Source organism: Aeromonas rivipollensis (assembly GCF_010974825.1).
Lineage (GTDB): Bacteria > Pseudomonadota > Gammaproteobacteria > Enterobacterales > Aeromonadaceae > Aeromonas > Aeromonas rivipollensis.
This window is the reverse complement of sequence record NZ_JAAILA010000009.1, coordinates 1-19,747: the sequence shown is the minus strand read 5'-3', so window position 1 is coordinate 19,747 and position 19,747 is coordinate 1. Positions and strand designations below refer to the sequence as shown.

Genomic DNA, 19,747 nt, shown 5'->3' with positions numbered 1-19,747 from the left:
GGGGCAGCATGGCTGGAGTGTGGAAGCGTGACGGCACGGTTGCTGTCACCAACGGCAACAAGAAGGTGACCGGCACTGGGACAACCTTCGCAGACACCAAGAACGGGGTGGCCAAGGGCCACCTTTTTTGTATCACCAGTGGCACCTCGGTGGATTTCTATGAGGTGGACTACGTGGTGTCGAACACCGAGCTCTATCTGGTGCAGGCCTATCGCGGCGTCACTGCTACAGGCAAAGCCTATGAGATCGTCACGACCTTTTCAGATTCCGTCCCTGAGTTCGCCCGTCGCCTGACGGCCACCCTGAGTGCCTATCAGCAACAAAGTGATGCCTTCCAGGCGCTGCTGACGAGCAATGCAGCCACTATCGAGGTGACTGCGCCGGATGGTACCAAGCAAACGCTGATACCCTGGAAGCGCGTGACCAGCGAGGGGGAAGGGCAGGCTGCCCGCGCCAAGACGGAGGCGGACAAGGCAGCAGCAAGCGCGGCCCTGGCTGGCGATATTGTCGCAGCGTCTGCCCTCCCGCTGCCGGATGTGTGGGCGCCGCTCTCTGACAGCCTGCGGATGATAACCGGCTATGGGCGGGATGTGCTGGTCGGGTCGGATGTAGTGGCGCGGATGGTGAATTTCAGCCGTAACTCCACTGCGACATACATCGGCAAGGATGGCCAACTTAAAACCGCTGCAGCTAATGAGCCGCGCTTTGAGAAAGAGGGGTTACTTCTTGAGGGTCAGAGTCAGAACATCGTTAAAAACTCAAATTTATTCATACCGTTTGGCAGTGGGTCTTCAAAAGTCGATGCCCAGCCTGGGCCTTTTGGGCTGAATGATGCAACTCGCTTTGATGTCACAACTCGCTATGGCGGAACCAACCCGGAACTTGCTTCATCCCTAACTGATGGCGCTGTTTATACAACCTCGGTTTGGCTTAAAGGTGTAGTTGGTGGTGAGGTTGTAAGGCTCGGCGTTCATAACGGATCTGTTGGTGTTCCAGTTACTCTAACTACTGAATGGAAAAGATATCAGGTAACTCAAACTAGAGTCGCTGGGGCTAATGCCGCTTTTATCATTCAGGCAGATAGCGCCACAATGTCTTTTGTTGTCTACGGTTCGCAGTTGGAAGTGCTGCCGTTCGCCAGCTCCTACATCCCGACAGCTGGCGCAGCGGTGACTCGTGCGCAGGATTTGGCGTGGTTGCCAGCGTATGGGAACGAGCCGTTTGGGCTGGTGATGAGTATCGCGACCGAGGTGGATTTGCTAGGAAAGGGTTTGTCGAGTTGGCCTCGCCCCTACGAATTGAGCGACTCAGAGAACAAGGGTGGCCATATTGTGATGGCGTCAGGGTCATGGGATGGCGCTGATTTGGTCGGTAGAAAAACCACTGTCGCACTCAGGTTTTCAGACCGTTCACACTGGGCTGCTGGCGCCAAGAGACCATCTCAGTGGAATGGGTATCTCAATCAGATCTATACCGGAAATATCTATCTATTCGGAACCACCAACCCAGGTCGGGCCTTTTATGGCCATGTTCGAAATATCAGAGCGTGGTTTGTTCCATTATCTGACGACCAGCACAAGGCAATCAAATGACCGACTTTATCGACCTCAACCTCAAGGCGGCCGATAAGGCCGCCATGACCAAGGCCCTGCTCGGCGCTGGCTTTATCAAAGACCCAGAGACCGGCACCCTCTATCACCACACCGCATCGTTGCAGCTTCTGCCGCCCGGCATGGTCACTCGCCCCACTGGCGAGGTGCAGACCGTCGCTGGCATCGAGCTGGAGCTGCGTGAGCCCGTTCCCGGCTATCACGCCAACGTGCGCACCACCGACGCTACCCTGGCCGCCGCCCTGGCACCGGTGACAGTGGTTGTTGAAACCCCCCAGTATGTCTGGGCATAGAAGGTATCGGGAAGTGAGCCTTGCCTCCTGACGCGCCCAGCGTTAGGATTTACCCATCATGGCCCCGCTCTCCCGAGTGGGGCTTTTTCGTTTCTGCCTCTCCGAGATCCCCATGCCCGTACTCGATATCGTCACCATGCGAGGGACTATGCCGCGCGTGGAGCCACACCTCTTGTCGGATGAAGTCGCGGTGATTGCGCGTGACTGCCATTTTGACCATGGCGTTATCTCCCCGCTGGAGGATGACGCCAGTGCTGGTGTGGAATTGCACATCGTGCCTACCACCCTTTTTCACTATGGCCAGCACTGGTTCGCCTGGAACAAGGTGGTGGAGGTTATTCGTTCCCCAATCGCTCAGGACCCTTATGGCCGGGTTTACTACACGGACGGCGAATATCCCAAGGTGACTCATGCCCAGATCGCCACTGGCGGCAGCAACAAGCCGACGGCGTGGTATCGGTTAGGCATTCCAGTCCCAGGTGTTCCGGTCGGGATTGGCGCCATCACCCCGCCTGTTGGTGGAGTGGATGATGATCTGACCGATGACGAAACCCGCTTCTACGTGGATACCTTCGTCACTGCGATGGGAGAGGAGGGGCCCCCGGGCCCGGCCAGTGGAAAGGTGAATATCGGGATCCCAGGGTCATCCGTCACCTTGATGCTGAGCCCGCCGACAGCCCAGAACAGTAACATCACCAAGCGCCGGATATATCGGTCGGTGTCCGGTGGTGGCCTTGCTGATTACCTGTTGGTCGCCGAGCTGCCCATTGCCCAAGCTTCGTTTGTCGATACTCGGGAGGATGGGGAGCTGGGCGCCGTGCTGGAGACCTACGACTACACCATGCCGCCGGATGGCATGCGCGGCATGTGTCAAATGGCGAATGGCATGTGTGCGGGGTTTGCTGGCAACTCCCTCTACCTGTGCGAACCCTACCTTCCCTACGCCTGGCCGGAGAAGTACCGGCTGACCACTGAGCACGACATCGTGGCGATCGCTGCCATCGATACCACCTTGGTGATCGGGACCAAGGGATACCCCTATCTTGCCCAGGGCGTGAGCCCGGCATCCGTGACCACCCAGAAGCTGAGCCAACTGCCGCAGTCCTGTGTCAGCGGTCGCTCTATGGTCGCCATGGATGGGGTGGTGCTCTATGCCTCCCCGGACGGGTTGGTCGGCATCGGCGCCAGCGGTGGGCAGGTGGTGACCGAGCAGATCATCACCCGCAAGCAGTGGCGCGCCATGAAGCCCGAGACCATGCGGGCATGGCACCACGAGGGCAAATATGTGGCCATGACCGACACCCACGCATTCATCTTTGACCCGAAAAGTGGCGACTTGCGTGAGCTGACGAACCGGTGGGATGCGGCTGTCTCCGATATGGAGAGCGATTCCCTCTACATTGCCAAGGGTCGCAGCTTGCAGATTTGGCGGGGCGGGAGCGCCAGTAATGGCCAGCTTGTCTGGCGGTCCAAGCGCTTTATGGTGCCAGAGGGTACGTCGTTCAATTGCTGCCGGGTGTTGGCTCAGGATGTTGGCTTGGTCGGGATCAAGTTGTTCGTTGACGGGGAGCAGGTGATGGAGCTGTCCCCTGGCAACCTGGTGCCCGGGGCGTTCAGGTTGCCCCCTGTGCGTGGCCGGTTCTGGCAGATAGAGGTCTTCGGTACCTCGGTGGTGAGCCGCATCACTCTCGCGAGCAGCATGGCGGAGATGGTGATCTGATGGCCAAGAAACCCGCATATCGAGCAGGCCGAGACCAGGCTGCAACAGCCGAGAACGTGGAATTGCTCACTGGGCAGCGTGGCGATCGCCTTGATAAGGCAGTCACGTTCCGGGAGCTGGCGGCATTGGGGTTGTCTACGCTGCGCCCTGGTGCTGGCGGTGTTTATGTTACCGGCAAGAACCCAGACCTATTCCCTGCAGGCCAAATGGAGTTTCCCCACGCCCCGGTCAACGTGATCGCCAATGGCGCGTTTCACACGGTCCTAGTTGAGTGGGATCCGCCTCAGTACCGGGGGCATGCTCACGCCGAGATATGGCGAGCTGAGAGCGACAACCAAGCCGAGGCCACCCTGGTGGGGACCTCTTCGGCCAATCTCTTCTCTGACGCCATTGGCAAGGGCGCCGCGTTTTACTACTGGGTGCGCTTCGTCAACGGCAAGGATGACAAGGGTCCCTTCCAGGGTATGCAGGGCGTTAAGGCTGAAACCAGCCGGGATGTGCAGGACATTCTCGACGAACTGCATGGGAAGATAGAGGAGAGCCACCTGGCCCAGGCGCTGCTGGGGCCAATAGAGCAAGTCCCCCAACTGCAGCTGGATATTACGATCCTGAAGCCAAAGGTTGATGAGATCGAGGTCATTCGTCCCAAGGTCGCCGCCATCGAGGACAAGATCCCCAGTATTGAGCAGGAGCTGGCTGGGCTGGATGAGCGCCAGAAGGTAGCTCAAGAGCTGCTGGATGATGCCCAGCAGCAGTTGGGGATGTCGAGCATCGAAATCGGGCTGGTGCAGGATCGCATGAATGCGAAGCTCGATAGATACAAGGGGGATTTTGACTCATTCCGAGATGTGGTTTTCAAGATCGATCCTGAAAACGGCAACATGACCATGGATGCGGTCAATGCTGTGCGCGAGGAGATGCGAACTTCTATCACTGAAGTCCATCTAGGGCTTGATGCCGTTGCCGGCCAGATCAGCAGCAAGGCAGACAATGTCACCGTTGACGGTCAGGGGTCGCGGATTACTGAGGCAGAGCAGCGCATCAACGGCTTGGACGCCAGCCTGAGCCAAACCGTCACCCGGGGGGAGTTCACAGGCGAACAGCAGCGGGTTACCCAGATCGGTCAGGAGCTTGATGCGACAAAAGGGGAGCTGACTCAGAAAGCGACCAAGCAGGAGGTGGATGCCCAGGGTGTGCGACTTGCCAATGCAGAAAGCAAACTGACGGTGCATACCGATGAGCTGAGTTCCCAGGCGCAGCGCCTTGATGGGCTGGCGGCCCAGGTCACCCAGGGCGACGAGACTCTTCAGGCCAGCATCACTGAGCTGGCACGGGTCTCGGCGGAAAGCGATCAGGTGACAGCGCAGCGGGTCAGCGGGCTCGAAGTGAGGGCGGGGACTTCCGAAGCCAAGATCCAGGCGCTCGAGGAAGTCATCGAAGATGACGGGGGCATCACTGCTGGCCGCCTCGACGCGATCACTGCGGAGCTGGAGCTGCAGCGTGGACAGGATGATGACAACGCTTCTGCCGCTATCGATGGTGCCCTGGCCGTGGATGAGCGCGACCGGGAGACCAGGAAGGCATTCGGTGCCATCCGTACAGAGCAGAGGGTCATCCTGACGGAGCAGCAGGCCCAGGCTCAGCGCACAACAGACATGGAAGTGAAGTTTGAGGCGAAGGATGCCGCAACCCAGGCCAGGATCTCATCGGTTGAGAAGGTGACCTCTGATGCAGATTCGGCACTGGCACAGCGCATTGATAACGTCACAACGGAGTTCAAGGCGGCTGATGCTCAGGCCAATGCCGATATCAGGTCGCTGGCACAGTCGAGTGCCACCGCGGACGAGGCCCTGTCCTTGCGCCAGGACCAGTTGGCTGCGACGTTCTCGAGCACGATGGCAGAGCTTGCTGCAAACATCACTCAGGAGGAGTCGTCCAGGGTCACCGCCGATGAGGCCATTTCGAGGCGAGTTGCCGAAGTGGAGGCGCAGTTCAGCAGCGACCTCGAGGATGCGAATGCGAGGGTTGAGGCCGAGGAGCTGGCTCGGGCAACAAAAGATGAGGCGCTTGCCCAGCAGATCAGCACTGTGGATGCTGCGTTCAAGGCCGCCGATACGGCGCTGTCAGCCTCCCTCTCCGAGTCGAACAAGGCCCTGGCAGATGCCGACCGAGCGCTTGGTGAGCGGATCAGCACCCTTGATGTGACGGTCGGAGAGAACTCGGCCAGCATCACCGAGCTCCGGCAGGCCGTGGTGAGCAATGAGGAGTCGCTCAGCCAACGCCAGGACAAGATGGAGTCGGAGATAGGTATCGGTGCCGTCAGCCAGGTTGAAGGTGCCCTGGCCGGGGATGAACGCGACCGGGAGAACCGAAAGGCTCGAGGTGTCATTCTCCAGCAGCAGAGCACGCTGGCGAATCAACAGGAGGCGCAGGCCAGGACTGTTGAGCAACTGACCGCTGAGTTTGATGCCGAGAATGCGGAGATCAGGGCGCAGATCACCAATGAGCAGTTGACCAGGGCGACGGCTGATGAGGCGCTGTCACAGCGGATCAGTGTTGTTGATAGCGAGTTCAAAGCGGCAGACGCCGCGACGAATGCCGCCGTTGCTGCTGAAGTGAGATCGAGGAGCGATGCCGATATCGCGTTGGCTGAACAGTTGTTCACCCTGGATGCAGAGTTCAAGGGGGCAGAGCAGGAGCTGGCTGCCAGTATCGACGAGGTTTCCAGGGTCAGTGCCGAGGCAAACCAGGCCCTTTCTGAGCAGTTGAGTCAGGTGAAGGCAACTGCTGAGTCTGCTGGTCACTCAGCTGCCGGGGCACAGGACAGTGCGAACCTGGCGAATCAGGGCGTAGCCCAGAACAGTGCCGCAATCAATGAAGAAGCGAAGGCGCGGGCTGATGCAGATTCGGCCATGGCCCAGCAGATCCAGCAGGTAACGGCAAACTATCAGCAGGGAGATCAGCAACTCCAAGGCCAGATCACGGCAGAGTCAGTCGCTCGTGCCGATGCGGTTCAAGCCCTTGGCAGTCAGATAAATACGGTGTCCGCTGTTGCGGGTAGCAAAAATAAAACGTTCTTCCAGGCCACAGCTCCTGGATCTGGGATGGGCACCGGCGACCTGTGGTTTGATACTGCCAGCAATAACCGGCCATACCGTTACAGCGGTACTGCCTGGATTGCCACAGACGACCAGAGGATTGCCGCCAATGCTGCGGCCGTGCAGCTCCAGAGTCAGGCTATTGCCGACCTGCAAAGTGGGGCCCAGGCAATGTGGACGGCGAAAGCCAGCGCAGGCCAGATCACCGCCGGGATCGGCCTGATTGCCAAGTCTGACGGCACTAGTCAGGTGGCAATCTCTGCCAGTCAGGTTTTTGTATTCGACCCGAACAGCTCAACACCGATGGCGCCACTTTTCGCTATCGACAATGGCCAGGCCGTGATTGCAGAGGCCATCATCCGCAAGGCCACCATTCAGATCCTGAACTCTGAGAAGATCACCGCTGATTATGTGAAGGCCGGGGTCAGCATCAGCTCGCCGTTGATCAACGGAGGTCAGATTGACATGGGCAATGCCTTCATGGCTGGCGGTGCTGCAGGTTTTGGTAAGGGTGGGCCATACGGGGGGTGGGGGTGGGGTTGGCACACCATCATCTATGCAGATGGCGGGATCTATACCAACAGGCTCTATGCCGAAGGTGGCTACGTCAGAAACATGACGCTTGGCAATTGCACCATAGATCAGAACTGCACCATTCTGGGTACCCTTGAGGCCGATCGGATTGTTGGTGATGTGACAACGCTGATTAAGTCATCAGGAAATTTCAGCATTCCTGCCTACAAGCGTGCCCGCAACATCGTGTGTATCAGGCCGGTGTCGGGCAGTGCTGCTGTGTCTGGTTATGGCACCATCGGGGTTACGCTGATCTGCAGGATGAATGGTGTAGAACAGGGTAGGGCGACCGCTCAGGCAAGTTATCCAACAGGGATTAACCGAATCACTATGCGGGTATCGCTGCAGGAAGCTTTTGTGATTCCGGCCTATACCGGCGCCAGCATCACTTTCGAAGTCGTGCCGTTTGGTAGTGTCAGTGACATTACTAATCAGCAAATCGAAGGCGGCAGTATCTGGCTTATGGGGTTGTTCTGATGGGCAATCCTTTGCACCGTATTGCCCTCGATACCGGCAATCCAAATCTATCGACTGAACTGCAAGACGCCATCCGAAACCGGGTGGCGTTTTTGTTTGTGCGTGGTGATGACGGCTTCGTGCTCAAGCCGCTGGCCGAAGAAGGCGTGATCGGCGTCCTGGTCTGGGTGGGGTGGGGAGATAGCAGGGCGCCTGAGCGGCACTTGCCGGAAGTGAAGCGCCTGGCGCGCCTGATAGGAGCACGCTGGCTGCGCTTCCACTCAGCGCGCAAGGGTTGGCTCAAGGTCGCACCAAGAATCGGATGGGTACGTCAGCCGGATGATGCTGATGGGCTCTATGTGTTTCAGATCAACTTGTGAGGTGAGCGATGGGAAAGGGTGGCTCGAACGAAATTCAGGAGACCGAGGCCCAGAAGGCCGCGGCCAGTGTGGCCATGGAGCAGTGGGATCTCTACAAGAACGTCCTGCAGAAGTACGAGGACATCTTCATCGAGAAGGTGAATGACCTCAACAGCGAGGGGGAGTTCGACAAACTGGCGGGCACCGCAGCGCTTGGCACCGCGAAAACTTTTGGCGAGGCCCGAGCTGGCTTGGATGATTCAATGGCTGCCAGCGGGGCAGACCCGACCAGTGGCCGGTACCAGGAGGCAATGGAAGGCCTGGCAACTGACCAGGCATTGAGCCAGACCGATACCGCCAACCGGGCGCAGTCCAGCCAGCAAGACAAGCATGTGGCAGGCCTCAAGGATGTGGTGAGCATTGGCGCAGGGCAGAAGGCTGAATCCATGGCTGGTATGGGCGATGTGGCCACAACCAGCTTGCGCAAGGCAACCAGTGATGCACAGAGCTCGTTCCAAAGTCAGCAGGCGACGGCTGGTTTGGTGGGGACCCTGGCAGGAGCCGCCACCTCGTATGGGCTGGCCAGTCTGAAAGCGCCGGCTGCAACGGAGATCAAGAAAATAAGCCCTACAGCATCGGTGCTGCAGGGCAGGGGTTACTAAGGGGGATCCATGGGTTACGCCGCAGACACTTACGCCAAAATCACCCGAGAGCAGTACCAGGACTGGAAGACTCGCTTCTATCCCAAGCAGCAGGAGCTGATGGAGCTGGCCACCAACGGCCAGTTGCTGCGGGAACAACTGGGCCGGGTGGACGAGAACAACACCAACGCCTTGCGCTCTGCTCAGCAGGCCACGGCCAATCGCAATGCGCGGATGGGGCTTGGTACCAACAGCAACGCCAACGATAACAGCCAGGGGCTGCGCATGGCGTTGATGACTGCGGGTACCGAGAACGGCCTGCGTGAACAGGAGCAGACCCGGCAAATGGGGATCCTGACCGGCGCGGATGCTGGGCTGCGTGAAGCAATCAAAACCGGGGGAGGTGTGTGATGGGGTACGGAATTTTGGATATCGGCGGTCAGACTCGCCAGCAGGGTCTGGCAGGTCTGCGCGATGCGGCCAATCGAGAGTCGGAGATGGAGGCTGCCAACAAGAGCCTCAAGTCCGCCCGCCAGGGGCAGACCATGAGTGCGATTGGTACCGGCGCCTCTATGGGCGCCGTGCTGGGCATGGCGGGTTCACTCGGTGGTCCACTGGGCGCATTGGCAGGAGCAGGGATTGGTTTTCTGGCGGACAGTCTGTTTTAAGGGGGGCGTGATGGGCATATCAGGATTGGCAGAAGGTTATCTGGCAGGGTTCAGCACCACGGACAGATATCTACGTGGTCAGAAAGAAGATGAGCGGATGGAGAAGTCCATGGGCCTGCGAGATGCCATGTGGCAGAACGAGCAGGAGCGGCAGAAGGTGGCAGACGAGCGCTATAAGGGGGAGCTGGAGTACAGCAAGGGGCGCGATAAGTTGGCTGATGCGCGACTTGATCGACAGTTCGCCCTCACCGAGCGCCAGGTGAAATCTGCCGAGGCGCGAGCTGGCGCTGCTGAGCGGCGTGCCACGGCACAGGAGGCTCGCCAGCAACAGGAGTACGAGTGGCAAAAAGATCTGCGAGACAAGCAGGTGTTCCAGCAGGAGAACCTGCCGATCATCCAGTCTGGCTGGCAGGCTGTATCCGAGGGCAAAGACCCAGGCCAGCAATTTTGGGGGGTAGTGCGTGATCCGCGTGCAGGCTCGTTCAATCCTGAGCGTTATCTGCAGCAGGATTATGCCGAGGCCGGCAAGACCTTCGTCACTTACGCTGGCAACCTGGTGCGCCAGGCGCAGGAAGGAAAACTGGACCCCAGCACGCCGGAAGGGCACGCCGCGGTCAACAACCCGCAATTTATCAAGGCGGCCGGCACCCTCTACCAGGATGAAGTCAGCAAAGGGGTGGGCGATATCGACCCGGACAGCGGCAAGGCCATTACAGGCAAGCAGCTCAACAACATCATGATCACCCCGGATGGGCGTGGCGTAGTGTTGGGGGTGGAGGTCACCTATGACGATGGCAGCAAGGATGTCCGTCCCATCACCAACAACCGCACTTCCGCGCCTGACGATCACCCCAAGGTCATCCCCATCAACGACTTCTTGAAGCCGGCATACCAGCGGGCGGCACTGGCCAAACACATGATCGGCAATGCCGACCAGTTGCGGACTTCCCTCGGTTTAACGGCTGGTCCAGACCAGGCTGGCTACAAGAAGGCGGTCACCGAGCTGGAGAAGCAACACGGCCAGAACCGGGCGCGCATATCCGCCAGCAACGCCGAGGACAAGGATATGCAGCTGGAAGCGCTGGATGCCCAGCTGGAGCAGAGTAAGGCGGCACTGGCCGACACTTTCAGCATGACCTCCAAAGCTGAGGAGCAGAAGGCGGGGGCCCCTATCAAAGAGTGGACTGGCGGCGATCCCGAGCGCCTACAGTTCGTCAAAGAGGCAAACCAACATGGCAAGCTGAGCAGCCTGCTGGATAACCCAACTAGGATGAACACGGCCTTTGAGCTTTGGCGCCAGCAGGCAGCCAAACAGAGGCAGGCTGAGCAGGCAGCCGTCACGGCCAATCGACTCCGCGACACGGAGACCAACGCCTATCAGGCAATGAGCCTAGCCCAGGCCCGCCGATAGTTGCCTTTCACCTACCCCAGCGTTAGCATCTCTCCATCGTCGGTCAGTCTGCATGCTGATCGCCCCATCTCAAAAGCCCTGATCGGTTCGCCGCTCAGGGCTTTTCTTTTGCCCGAAAGCCGAGGACACCATGGACAAGCCTGGACTGCGTGACGCCCTGCCGCAACCGCGACAATCTGACACCCGAAATGACCCCTTCTGGAGCACGCTCGATAGCAGCCTGTCTGCCGCAGCGGCTGCACCACCCCAGCCAGCCGAGCCTGTAGCCAAACGTGATCTTGATGTAGGCCTAGGCGATGTCGCCCGCGGGGTGGGTGCCGGCGCACTGGATCTCGTGGGCGGCATTGGCGAGCTGGCACGGCAGGCCAGCAACTTCGGCAAGGAGAATGCCGGGAAGCAGGGTGGCGACTACCTGGATCAGTCCCGCGCCAACTTGGCGAGCAAACTCAGTCCTGTGCTGGACTTCGTTGCGGGAGCGGGTGATCTGGCAAAGTCTGGCGCCGAGTCGCTTTCCGAAGGCATGAGCCCTGATGCCAAAGAGGCCATGAGCCGCCGACTGGTCGATGAAACGCCGGAGGGACGCTTGACCCTGGGGGATGGCGCGGGGGATATCGATGTCTGGGCCATGAAGATGGCGCAGGGGGTTGGCTCCTTGCTGCCGACACTGGCGGCAGGCGGGGTGACAGGGGTGGCCGCCAAAGCCTCTATTGGCCGCGCTGTCACCGCATCCATGGTCAAGCGTGGCGCGACCCAGGAGATAGCCGAAGCGGTTGCCGCCAAGGCCGTGTCCAAAATTGCCACCGGCGCCGCCGTCACCACTGGTGCGACCGGGTCAGTCGGCAGTGCGGGGATGAACACTCGTGACACAGTGCTGGGCATGAGCTTTGACGAGCTGGCGGCCAGCGACACCTTCCGCCAGGCCTTCACTCGCATCGACCAGGATCAGCAGACTGAACTCCTCTCCGATGAGGAAAAGCTGGCGCTGGCCCGGGAGGAGACGGCCAACCTGGCCAGTCGTGCCACCATGAGTGATGCCAAGACCTGGGGCGCCGCCGCCATGGGATCCATGATGGGCGATGCCATGTTGTTCAAGATGCTGGCGGGCAAGGCTGCTGCAGGTGGTGTGCTGAAAGGTGCGGCCAAAGGAGCCATGGGTGAGGGCGTAGGTGAAACCTTGGAAGAAGGGGTTCAGCAGTATGCCGTGAATGAGGCGCTGAACGAGGTGGCCGCAGCAGACATCGACCCGATGAAGGGGGTTGTGTCGAGCGCACTCGAGGGGGGATTGATCGGGATGGGCACCGGTGGTGCCGTAGGGGCAGTTGGCGGAATGCGGGGCGGCAAGCATGCCAACCAACAGGACGAAACCGCAGCAGACCCAGTTATCGACGCCACCACGCCGGTGATGGAGGCGGTGGGAGACCCTTCAGTGGATCCGGTGCCTACTTCCGGCCCGGCTCAAATGACCGAGCAAGAATCAGAACTGGCTGCTGATGTTGATGTTCTGGAGATGCCATTGCAGGGCGGCGGGGAGCAGAACCCGCTCGGGCCAAGCCCCAGCCAGTTCGACGAACTGCGTGACGTGCCTGCCTATCTGCGTCACGACGATACCACCGAGCGATTCAAGGGGATGGCCCAGGATAGCGAGGTGCAGCGAGCACTGGCGGGGGAATTTGGCCCCTCAGTGCAGGAGCTGGTAATTACCCAGATCCAGGGGGGAGATCAGGGGAAGAGTCTCTATGAGCGCGTGCAGGGTGGTGAGCTGGGGGCTGATCCGTTCGCTGGCAACAAGAGCGCGTTGCAGGTGGCGACGGAAGGGCAGCGCCCCGCCTTGCCGCTCAAGGATGTGATCTTTGCCGGTAACGCCAATGCCAAGCACAAAGGGGACGGGGTGGCCGCGCCGGGAGATCACGATGATCGCCAGTCCGGCCCAGGCCCGCAGTTTCGTGGCAGCGAGCGCACCCGGTGGCAGAGCGGGCAGGAGGGTGATCTGCTCCCGCCTGAGGTGGTTACGGAGCAAGCCAGTATCGCGTTGCCTGGGGCGACCATTGAGGGGGAGGGGCGTGAGGTCGGCACCGAGCTCCCTCACCGCGATGTGATCTATGGCGGCGATCAGCGCCAGCCGGATGCAACGCCGATCAAGGAGGATGTGCCTGCCGGCGCGGAGACCGACTCTATCTTTGGCCCGCTCAAGACCCTTCGCATTACCCGCAAAGGCAAGCCGTTCGCCAGCGAGAAAGAGGCCGCCATGGCCAGCCGCAAGGGCAAGGAAACCCCGGTTCCCCTCAATGGCGGTGGTTTCGGCGTGGCAGAGATTGCCGAGGTAGAGCAGGTGAAGGCCGAACAGCCCACCCCTAGCCAGCCCCAACAACTCGCACCGGCCGTCGATACCGGCTACCGCGATGTTATCCCTTCCAGCGAACAATCCGAGGTGACCCATGGCCAGCCTACCCCGATACCTGCAATCAGCAGTAAGCGACCAGGTGATCAGCCTGGCGCAGGCGATCCGGTTGCAACAGGTGTTGGACCAACCCCTGCCGAACTCGCGGAGCGAGCTGGACCCGGAGATCCGGCAGATGGCGCTTCTCTTGCACCTGTACCTGTCACCCAACCAGGAGAGGAAAATGCACTGACAGCCCCGGCACCTGCCGGGGTTGCTGTATCTGAAGGGGGGCAACCTGAGCAAGCCCGCGCGACTGCTGGGCCAGCGGCGGCGCCGACACCCTGGTCGGGGATGATCGATAACCCTGACGGCACCATCACCCTGGAAGGGGAAGTGGCGGCCCTCAAGTCGTGGGCGAAGGATAACGGCGTGAAGGCGATCCCGGGCAAGGGTGGACTGGTAGTGTCCATGACATCGGTAGCGAAGGTGCGACAGCTCACCACGCCTGCCACCAGTGAACCGGTGCGGCAGATTGAAGCGGCCCGCGCCGAGGTAGCGCCGGAGCCCACCAAGGCACAGAGAGAGGCTGGGAACTACAAGAAGGGTCACCTCAAGCTGCAGGGGCTGGACATTGCGCTCGAGAACCCCAAAGGCTCCACCAGATCCGGTACCGATCAGGATGGCAAAGTGTGGCAGTCAACCATGGCCCATGACTACGGCTACATCAAACGCACCCTGGGGGCGGACGGTGATCATGTCGATGTGTTCATCGGTGACAAGCCAGATAGCGAGACGGTCTATGTGGTTGACCAGGTTGACCCCAAAACCGGCAAGTTTGACGAACACAAGGTGATGATGGGCTTTGCCGATGAGCAGGCCGCCCAGGAAGGCTACCTTGGCAACTACGAGGCGGGCTGGAAAGGACTGGGTGCCATCAAAGCGATGCCGGTGGAGTCGTTCAAGCGCTGGGTGAGCGAGGGGGATACGAAGTCTCCGATTGCTGTCCAGCCTGCTGGCATTGCTGCGAAGTCGGTCCGCTTCTCAAAGCAGGCGATGGCACAAGGGGACAAGCCGGCCAAGCACCTGACCCGTAAAGAGGCTGAGTTGGTTTCCCATGGTTGGTTCAAGCAGTACCGGGGGGCGAGCGGCATCAAGGTGCAGATCCACTCCACTCAGGGGGAGCTTGAAGGGGCCCTGGGGCTGGATGCCAAGGACGGATTGATCCGTCGCGCGGCGTTTGACGACGATGCCGGCACTCTCCATGTGGCTGCCGACACCATCTCCGACCCCAAGCGGATGCGCGAGATCCTGCGCCATGAGGTGCTGGCCCACTACGGCCTTGCCAACGTTCTGGGCGACGGGGAATACACCAAGCTGATGAGCCGCCTCATCCAGTCGCAGAAGGACCCCAGCATGAAGCCGGTGTGGGACTGGGTAAACACCCATTACGCCGACGAGGACATCGGCACCAAAGCCGAGGAAGTGGTGGCTCATCTGGCGGAATTGGAGCAGGGGGCCTGGGGCCGTGGTTGGGATCGGGTGGTTGCCATGATCACCAAGGCGCTGCGGGCTGTCGGCTTCGTGTCGGATGGCATCACGGCTGCGGAGACCCGCTCTCTTATCGAGGGGCTGGGTAAAAAGTTGCAGCGGACTGGCCCAGATGACAACGGCCCTGATGGTGGTAAGAAGTTCAGTCAGGAGGATGCTCAGGCGCCGATCAAGAAAGGTGGTGTCAGGATGAGCCAGACGGCCACCGCCGCAGACAAGGCCATGGGAAAGCTGAATCTCGGCGCAAAGCCCGACATCATCGACAAGTCCAAGGCCAATCTGGACAAGCTGCGTGCGCTGGATCGTGGCGTGGTGGAGTCCTGGGTTGATCGCGTCATCAAGAAGGCCAACACCGAGGTGCTCGACGCGCTGGCCCCCATCAAGTACGCCGAGGAGGCTGCCGGCATTACGGATGCTGCCGACTCCGGCTATGTGGCGGCACGGATGGCGACGGGGGCCGCCTCCACCATGCAGGCGACCATGCTCTACGGTCTGCCGGAGTGGAAGGAAGGGGTGATTCAGCGCAAGGCCGGCACTGGGGAAAAGGACGCGCTGCTGGGCATCTTTGCTGACTTGGGGGCCGATCTGCACAGTTGGCTGGGCTGGATGGCTGGCAACCGGGCCGAGATCCTGCTGGCACAGGGGCGTGAGAACCTGCTCGACGCCCAGGACATCGCGGCCCTCAAGGCTCAGGGTAAAGGCAAAGAGGCCAAGTTCCTTGATGCCAAAGCGCGCTGGAACCGCCTCAACGCCGCCACTTTGGATCTGGCGCAAGAGGCGGGGCTATTCACCGCAGATGCGAGGGCGGAGTTCGAAAGCGAGTGGTATATCCCCTTCTTCCGTGAATCCGACGACGGCGATGTGATCGCCCCCTTCAAGCCGAGGGGCATTGCCAACCAGAACGCCGGCATCAAGAAGCTCAAGGGAGGGGAGGCCAACACCAACGACCTGCTCGAGAACATCTTCACCTCGACCTCCAAGCTGATCGACGCCTCCATGAAGAACATGGCGGCTCAAAAGACGGTTTGGAACCTGGCCGACACTGGCATCATCGAGGTCATCCCGAAGCCAAACAAAATGGATTACCAGGCCCTTGCCAACAGCAAAGACAGGATCATGGTCAAGCTGGAGGGGGAGGACTACATGATCCGGGTTGAGGATCCGGACCTCTACCGGGCTATGACCTTCTTTGATCGCAAGCCGTTCGGCGCCATGGTCAATGTGGCTGCCAAGGCCAAGCGCATCTTAACGGCTGGCATCACCGCATCCCCCGAATTCATGCTGCGCAACTTCCTGCGCGACTCCCTCTCCAGCTGGGCCATCAGCAAGGATGGCTTCAAGCCGATGATTGATTCCATCAAGGGGGTGAGGAAAACCTGGCGCATGGACGGCAGCACCATTGACGTAATGTTCAGCGGAGCCTCCTTCCTGGGCGGCTACGTGAATGGCAATGACCCAGAGGCGATGGCCGATACCGTGCGTAAGTCGCTGCGACGCAAGGGGATGACCCCGGAGCAAATCGCCCGCTACGAGAAGAGCATCATCCGCAATACGGCGCATGCCAAGGGCGTGGTGGCTGACGCATGGGAAAAATACAGCAGGGTGGGTGAGGCGATTGAAAACGGAAACCGTGAGGCCGTTTATGACGCCGCCATCAAGGCCGGAAAGAGCCACGCCCAGGCGGCGTTCGAGTCGAAGGACCTGATGGATTTCTCCATGCTGGGGGCATCACGCACCATGCAGGTCATGACCCAGGTTCTGCCGTTCTTCAATGCCCGGGTGCAGGGTCTTGGCAAGCTGACCCGCGAACTGCGAGACAACCCGCGAGCCATAGCCAAACGTGCAGGCATGATCACGGCTGCGAGCCTGGCGCTGCTGGCCCACAACTGGGACGATGAGCGCTATGAGGGGTTGCCGGACTGGGATAAAGACGCCAACTGGCACTTCTGGTTTGGTGAGCACCATTGGCGGATCCCCAAGCCGTTCGAGATTGGCGTGCTGTTCGGTACCATCCCCGAGCGCATGGTCCGGGCCCTGGGTGACAAGGACACCGGGGCCCAGTTCGGGAAGGCTGTAGCCAGGGCGATAGGTGATACCTTCGCCCTCAACCCGACCCCCCAGCTCGTCAAGCCGATGGTGGAGGCTGCATTCAACTATGACAGCTTCCGAGGTGGCCCCATTGACGGTCCGCAAGACCTGAACGTCCAGGCAGAGGCGCGTTACAACGAGCAGACCAGTCTGCTGATGCGCGAGCTGGGGGAGCTCACTGGCTTCTCGCCCAAGCAGCTTGAGCACCTGGTTATCGGTTACACCGGTACCATGGGCAGCTATGTGATGGCTGCTGCTGACGGTCTGATCCGGGCCGCCAGGCCAGGAGAGTCAGCAAGCTGGCGTGCCGACGAGATCCCGCTGGTGAAAGCGGTGTACCGCGGCACTGGCCCTGCAAAGTCCACTCAGCACATGGAGGAGTTCTACCGGATGCTGAACGAGGTGAACCAGCTCAAGCGCACCATTGACCAGTACCGCAGTGAGGGGCTAACCGATAAGGCCAACGAGCTACTGGAGGATCAGGGCGGGATCTTGAAGTCGCGCCGCAGCCTGAGCCGCACTCAACAGCAGGTCCGGGTGGTGCGCAACAAGATCGAGCTGATCCAGCGCGACCGCACACTGGCCGCAGAAGAGAAGCGCCGGCGCATTGATGAGATGCTGGCCCGCCGTAACGACTTGGTGTATCAGGCAGTCAACAAGAACAAGGCGAACTGGGAGTAAGTGGGAATTGCGGCCCTGGCTGAGCCTCTGTGATAGGGGTAATCTGGGGCCTTAACCGCTGAGGGCCCTGACCATGTGGATACTGCTTGCTCTGATAATGATGGTGGTGGCGCTGAAAGCGTTCAGTTTCAGCTTCACCCTGGCACTGATACCCTTTGCGGCCGGTTGTTGGTGCTTCAGTAAGTCCAGTCGCGATGACCTGGACACCTTCATGGCGTTCAGTTTCTTCGCTGTCTTGATAGGGTTTGCGTTGAACTTTCTCATTAGTATCTGGTGATGGAATGTAAGGGAGCTCTCTGATAGCCCCCCGTTTTTCGATTGGCAGTAGTTCCAACCCCCTAAGTCAAGGTGTGCGCTTGTGGCTAATCAAAATGCTTGCCAGGTCTCATTGGCGGCCATCTTGAGTTATTAAAAATACATTCAACTATCCCCACCGGATATCTATGGTGAAATTCAATGTGTAAACATGAGCTTATAGATTGTTGGCCATGGCGTTCACGAGGTTTTAAATAAAACTCCGCATGATAAGAGATGCGTTCAGTAAGTATTTGTTAATAAAAAACAGCCACTTGCGAGCCGCCATTATGCCGCAAAACCCCTTGTTGCTATTGACTAGGGCAAGGAATCTGCATACCTTGTTGCAGGAGAATTAGTGGGTGCAGGGGGAGCAATGGATAAATTGGAAATATTCTCCGTGCCGCAGGAAATTATTTCCTCCCTTGCGTGTTTATTTAATAGTAATTAAACGAAAGTCACAAAAGGAATTGATGTGGGCATTAAAGGCAAGCAAGATGAAAACCACTAGCATAAAAAAATCGGCCCAAGCGGTTGCACCCGCAAAGGCCGATGGATGTAAACCAAGCACGCTAATGATTGGAGTTACTTGATGACTATACAACAACGGTATCAGCAAACCAAAGTTTTGACAGGGCCATTTAAGCAATGCGCTACCGAACCTCACACGAACAGCCATTATCTTGGCAGTGGGCGGTGACAATGAGTGTTGCTCAAATTCAAGTAGGGTTGGTAGCCTTGCTAGCGTTATTGGAGTCCATCGATCTGGCCCCACAGGATCGATGGGTGCTCACCGAGCATATCCGACGGATGATGCTGATCCAGGCAGATTGACACTCAGGGGCTGCGGCCCCTTTACCCCACCCTGACCCCCAAAATTTCCGCGTAGCAGTTCAGCATTGATGCCAGGTGAGGCTTTGGCAGCATCGCCGCCCGGTTGATCAGTCCCATGTGCTCATCATCTGACACGTGCCAGTCGGGATCGGCCAAGATGGCTTGAACCGAGATGCCCATAGCTGTCGATACCATCACTGCCTCAGCCAAGCCCATGAAGTCGTCATGGTGGGGGGAAAGCCATCGTGAAATGCTCGACCTAGGGATCGTCGTTATCTTGCTGATGTGGGTTTGCGTCAGCTTCCGTTCCGCCAGTAGAAGGCGGACTTTCTGCTTCGTGCGATGGACATAGGCAAGGCTAGAGCTCGTCAAGTAGCGTTTCATGGGTGTTCCTTGTTTGGCGCCAACCCGTGCTCTAGATCATGGCTTTGTTATCTGTCTCAAATTTGGGACTCCTACGGTTCAAATGCTCAGTATTGGCACATAAGAGTCAGATAAATTGTAGGTTAAAAAATGAAGTCGAACGCACAGTGAAGTCAACACCATCACCACCAGAAGCGACGGAGTGTTCGGTTGTATGACGAGTCACAGAGAACGGGATTTTTCTTCAGCAAACAAGATGATAGGAGTAGGAGGGCAAAATTGTACTCCCGTGAGCCCGCAAAAAGTGGTAAATTCATGCGGTTACTGTATGGGTATACAGTGTTTCACAGTCGAGAGACTGGGAGAGCAAGGGGGAGATCGGATGGAATCACTACTAAGCGAACTGGAAGAGTTTGTTGAGACGCTGGACCTGGCGCCTGAGGAGGAGAGCAAGATCGCGCGCATTCTGGAAAAACTACGCGATGAAGCCACCGTGTCAGCGTGATGCGGAAGGATTCGGATTGGCCCGCCACTGTGCGGGCTTTTCTATGCCTGCGTGATACGAGATCCTGAGGGAAATTCTTGGGGCATTTTTGGGGCAAAACGAGGGGTAAAATGCGGGGGAATACGGTGTTTCCTGGGGTATGCGTGAGGCCTAAAAAAGGGCCATAAGCCTTATGCCAAGCGGCTTTGCAATGGATCCTGATAGAAATCAGTCATTCCTTTGCCG

12 protein-coding genes are annotated in these 19,747 nt (G+C 59.1%); 11 read left to right on the top strand and 1 reads right to left on the bottom strand.

What is annotated here, in order from left to right; translation table 11 throughout:
• Positions 1 to 8 precede the first annotated feature (8 nt).
• The 10 genes from G4923_RS06305 (at position 9) to G4923_RS06260 (ending at position 17,526) form a co-directional block, all read left to right on the top strand.
• Positions 9 to 1,592: a phage head spike fiber domain-containing protein gene (locus tag G4923_RS06305; protein WP_163136141.1), complete on the top strand. Its 1,584-nt coding sequence runs from the start codon at positions 9 to 11 to the stop codon at positions 1,590 to 1,592.
• Positions 1,589 to 1,903 (top strand): hypothetical protein, encoded by a 315-nt coding sequence (locus G4923_RS06300; protein WP_163136139.1) that lies wholly within the window; start codon positions 1,589 to 1,591, stop codon positions 1,901 to 1,903. The genes G4923_RS06305 and G4923_RS06300 overlap by 4 nt, the downstream gene beginning before the upstream one ends.
• A 58-nt stretch (positions 1,904 to 1,961) precedes the next feature.
• On the top strand, positions 1,962 to 3,623 hold the full coding sequence (locus tag G4923_RS06295; RefSeq protein ID WP_205597058.1) for a hypothetical protein: 1,662 nt from the start codon (positions 1,962 to 1,964) through the stop codon (positions 3,621 to 3,623).
• On the top strand, positions 3,623 to 7,771 hold the full coding sequence (locus G4923_RS06290; protein WP_163136137.1) for a phage tail tip fiber protein: 4,149 nt from the start codon (positions 3,623 to 3,625) through the stop codon (positions 7,769 to 7,771). The genes G4923_RS06295 and G4923_RS06290 overlap by 1 nt, the downstream gene beginning before the upstream one ends.
• Positions 7,771 to 8,130 carry a hypothetical protein gene (locus G4923_RS06285; RefSeq protein WP_163136135.1) on the top strand — a complete coding sequence of 120 codons (360 nt, stop codon included), beginning with the start codon at positions 7,771 to 7,773 and terminating at the stop codon, positions 8,128 to 8,130. Before G4923_RS06290 ends, G4923_RS06285 begins: the two co-directional genes overlap by 1 nt.
• Positions 8,131 to 8,138: 8 nt before the next feature.
• The gene (locus G4923_RS06280; protein ID WP_163136133.1) at positions 8,139 to 8,771 is read left to right on the top strand and encodes a hypothetical protein; all 633 of its coding nucleotides are present in this window, start codon (positions 8,139 to 8,141) and stop codon (positions 8,769 to 8,771) included.
• Positions 8,772 to 8,780: 9 nt separating this feature from the next.
• The gene (locus tag G4923_RS06275; RefSeq protein ID WP_163136131.1) at positions 8,781 to 9,161 is read left to right on the top strand and encodes a hypothetical protein; all 381 of its coding nucleotides are present in this window, start codon (positions 8,781 to 8,783) and stop codon (positions 9,159 to 9,161) included.
• Complete coding sequence (locus G4923_RS06270; RefSeq protein ID WP_163136129.1) at positions 9,161 to 9,418, top strand: bacteriocin; 258 nt, start codon at positions 9,161 to 9,163, stop codon at positions 9,416 to 9,418. The genes G4923_RS06275 and G4923_RS06270 overlap by 1 nt, the downstream gene beginning before the upstream one ends.
• 10 nt (positions 9,419 to 9,428) lie before the next feature.
• Positions 9,429 to 10,829 (top strand): hypothetical protein, encoded by a 1,401-nt coding sequence (locus G4923_RS06265; protein WP_163136127.1) that lies wholly within the window; start codon positions 9,429 to 9,431, stop codon positions 10,827 to 10,829.
• Positions 10,830 to 10,959: 130 nt separating this feature from the next.
• Positions 10,960 to 17,526, top strand: a complete 6,567-nt coding sequence (locus tag G4923_RS06260; protein WP_163136125.1) for an LPD38 domain-containing protein — start codon at positions 10,960 to 10,962, stop codon at positions 17,524 to 17,526.
• Positions 17,527 to 18,675: 1,149 nt separating this feature from the next.
• Here G4923_RS06260 and G4923_RS06255 read toward each other — a convergent pair.
• Positions 18,676 to 19,038, bottom strand: a complete 363-nt coding sequence (locus tag G4923_RS06255; protein ID WP_163136123.1) for a helix-turn-helix domain-containing protein — start codon at positions 19,036 to 19,038, stop codon at positions 18,676 to 18,678.
• A gap of 361 nt (positions 19,039 to 19,399) precedes the next feature.
• Between G4923_RS06255 and G4923_RS21350 the strand changes: the two genes are divergently transcribed.
• Entirely contained in the window at positions 19,400 to 19,522 is a 123-nt protein-coding gene (locus G4923_RS21350) for a hypothetical protein (RefSeq protein ID WP_258039730.1), read from the top strand.
• Positions 19,523 to 19,747: the final 225 nt, after the last annotated feature.

Coding starts and splice junctions, on each gene's coding strand:
- G4923_RS06260 (WP_163136125.1), top strand. CDS start 10,960: ATGGACAAGCCTGGACTGCGTGACGCCCTGCCGCAACCGCGACAATCT.
- G4923_RS06290 (WP_163136137.1), top strand. CDS start 3,623: ATGGCCAAGAAACCCGCATATCGAGCAGGCCGAGACCAGGCTGCAACA.
- G4923_RS06280 (WP_163136133.1), top strand. CDS start 8,139: ATGGGAAAGGGTGGCTCGAACGAAATTCAGGAGACCGAGGCCCAGAAG.
- G4923_RS06270 (WP_163136129.1), top strand. CDS start 9,161: ATGGGGTACGGAATTTTGGATATCGGCGGTCAGACTCGCCAGCAGGGT.
- G4923_RS21350 (WP_258039730.1), top strand. CDS start 19,400: ATGGAATCACTACTAAGCGAACTGGAAGAGTTTGTTGAGACGCTGGAC.
- G4923_RS06295 (WP_205597058.1), top strand. CDS start 1,962: ATGGCCCCGCTCTCCCGAGTGGGGCTTTTTCGTTTCTGCCTCTCCGAG.
- G4923_RS06285 (WP_163136135.1), top strand. CDS start 7,771: ATGGGCAATCCTTTGCACCGTATTGCCCTCGATACCGGCAATCCAAAT.
- G4923_RS06305 (WP_163136141.1), top strand. CDS start 9: ATGGCTGGAGTGTGGAAGCGTGACGGCACGGTTGCTGTCACCAACGGC.
- G4923_RS06265 (WP_163136127.1), top strand. CDS start 9,429: ATGGGCATATCAGGATTGGCAGAAGGTTATCTGGCAGGGTTCAGCACC.
- G4923_RS06275 (WP_163136131.1), top strand. CDS start 8,781: ATGGGTTACGCCGCAGACACTTACGCCAAAATCACCCGAGAGCAGTAC.
- G4923_RS06300 (WP_163136139.1), top strand. CDS start 1,589: ATGACCGACTTTATCGACCTCAACCTCAAGGCGGCCGATAAGGCCGCC.
- G4923_RS06255 (WP_163136123.1), bottom strand. CDS start 19,038: ATGAAACGCTACTTGACGAGCTCTAGCCTTGCCTATGTCCATCGCACG.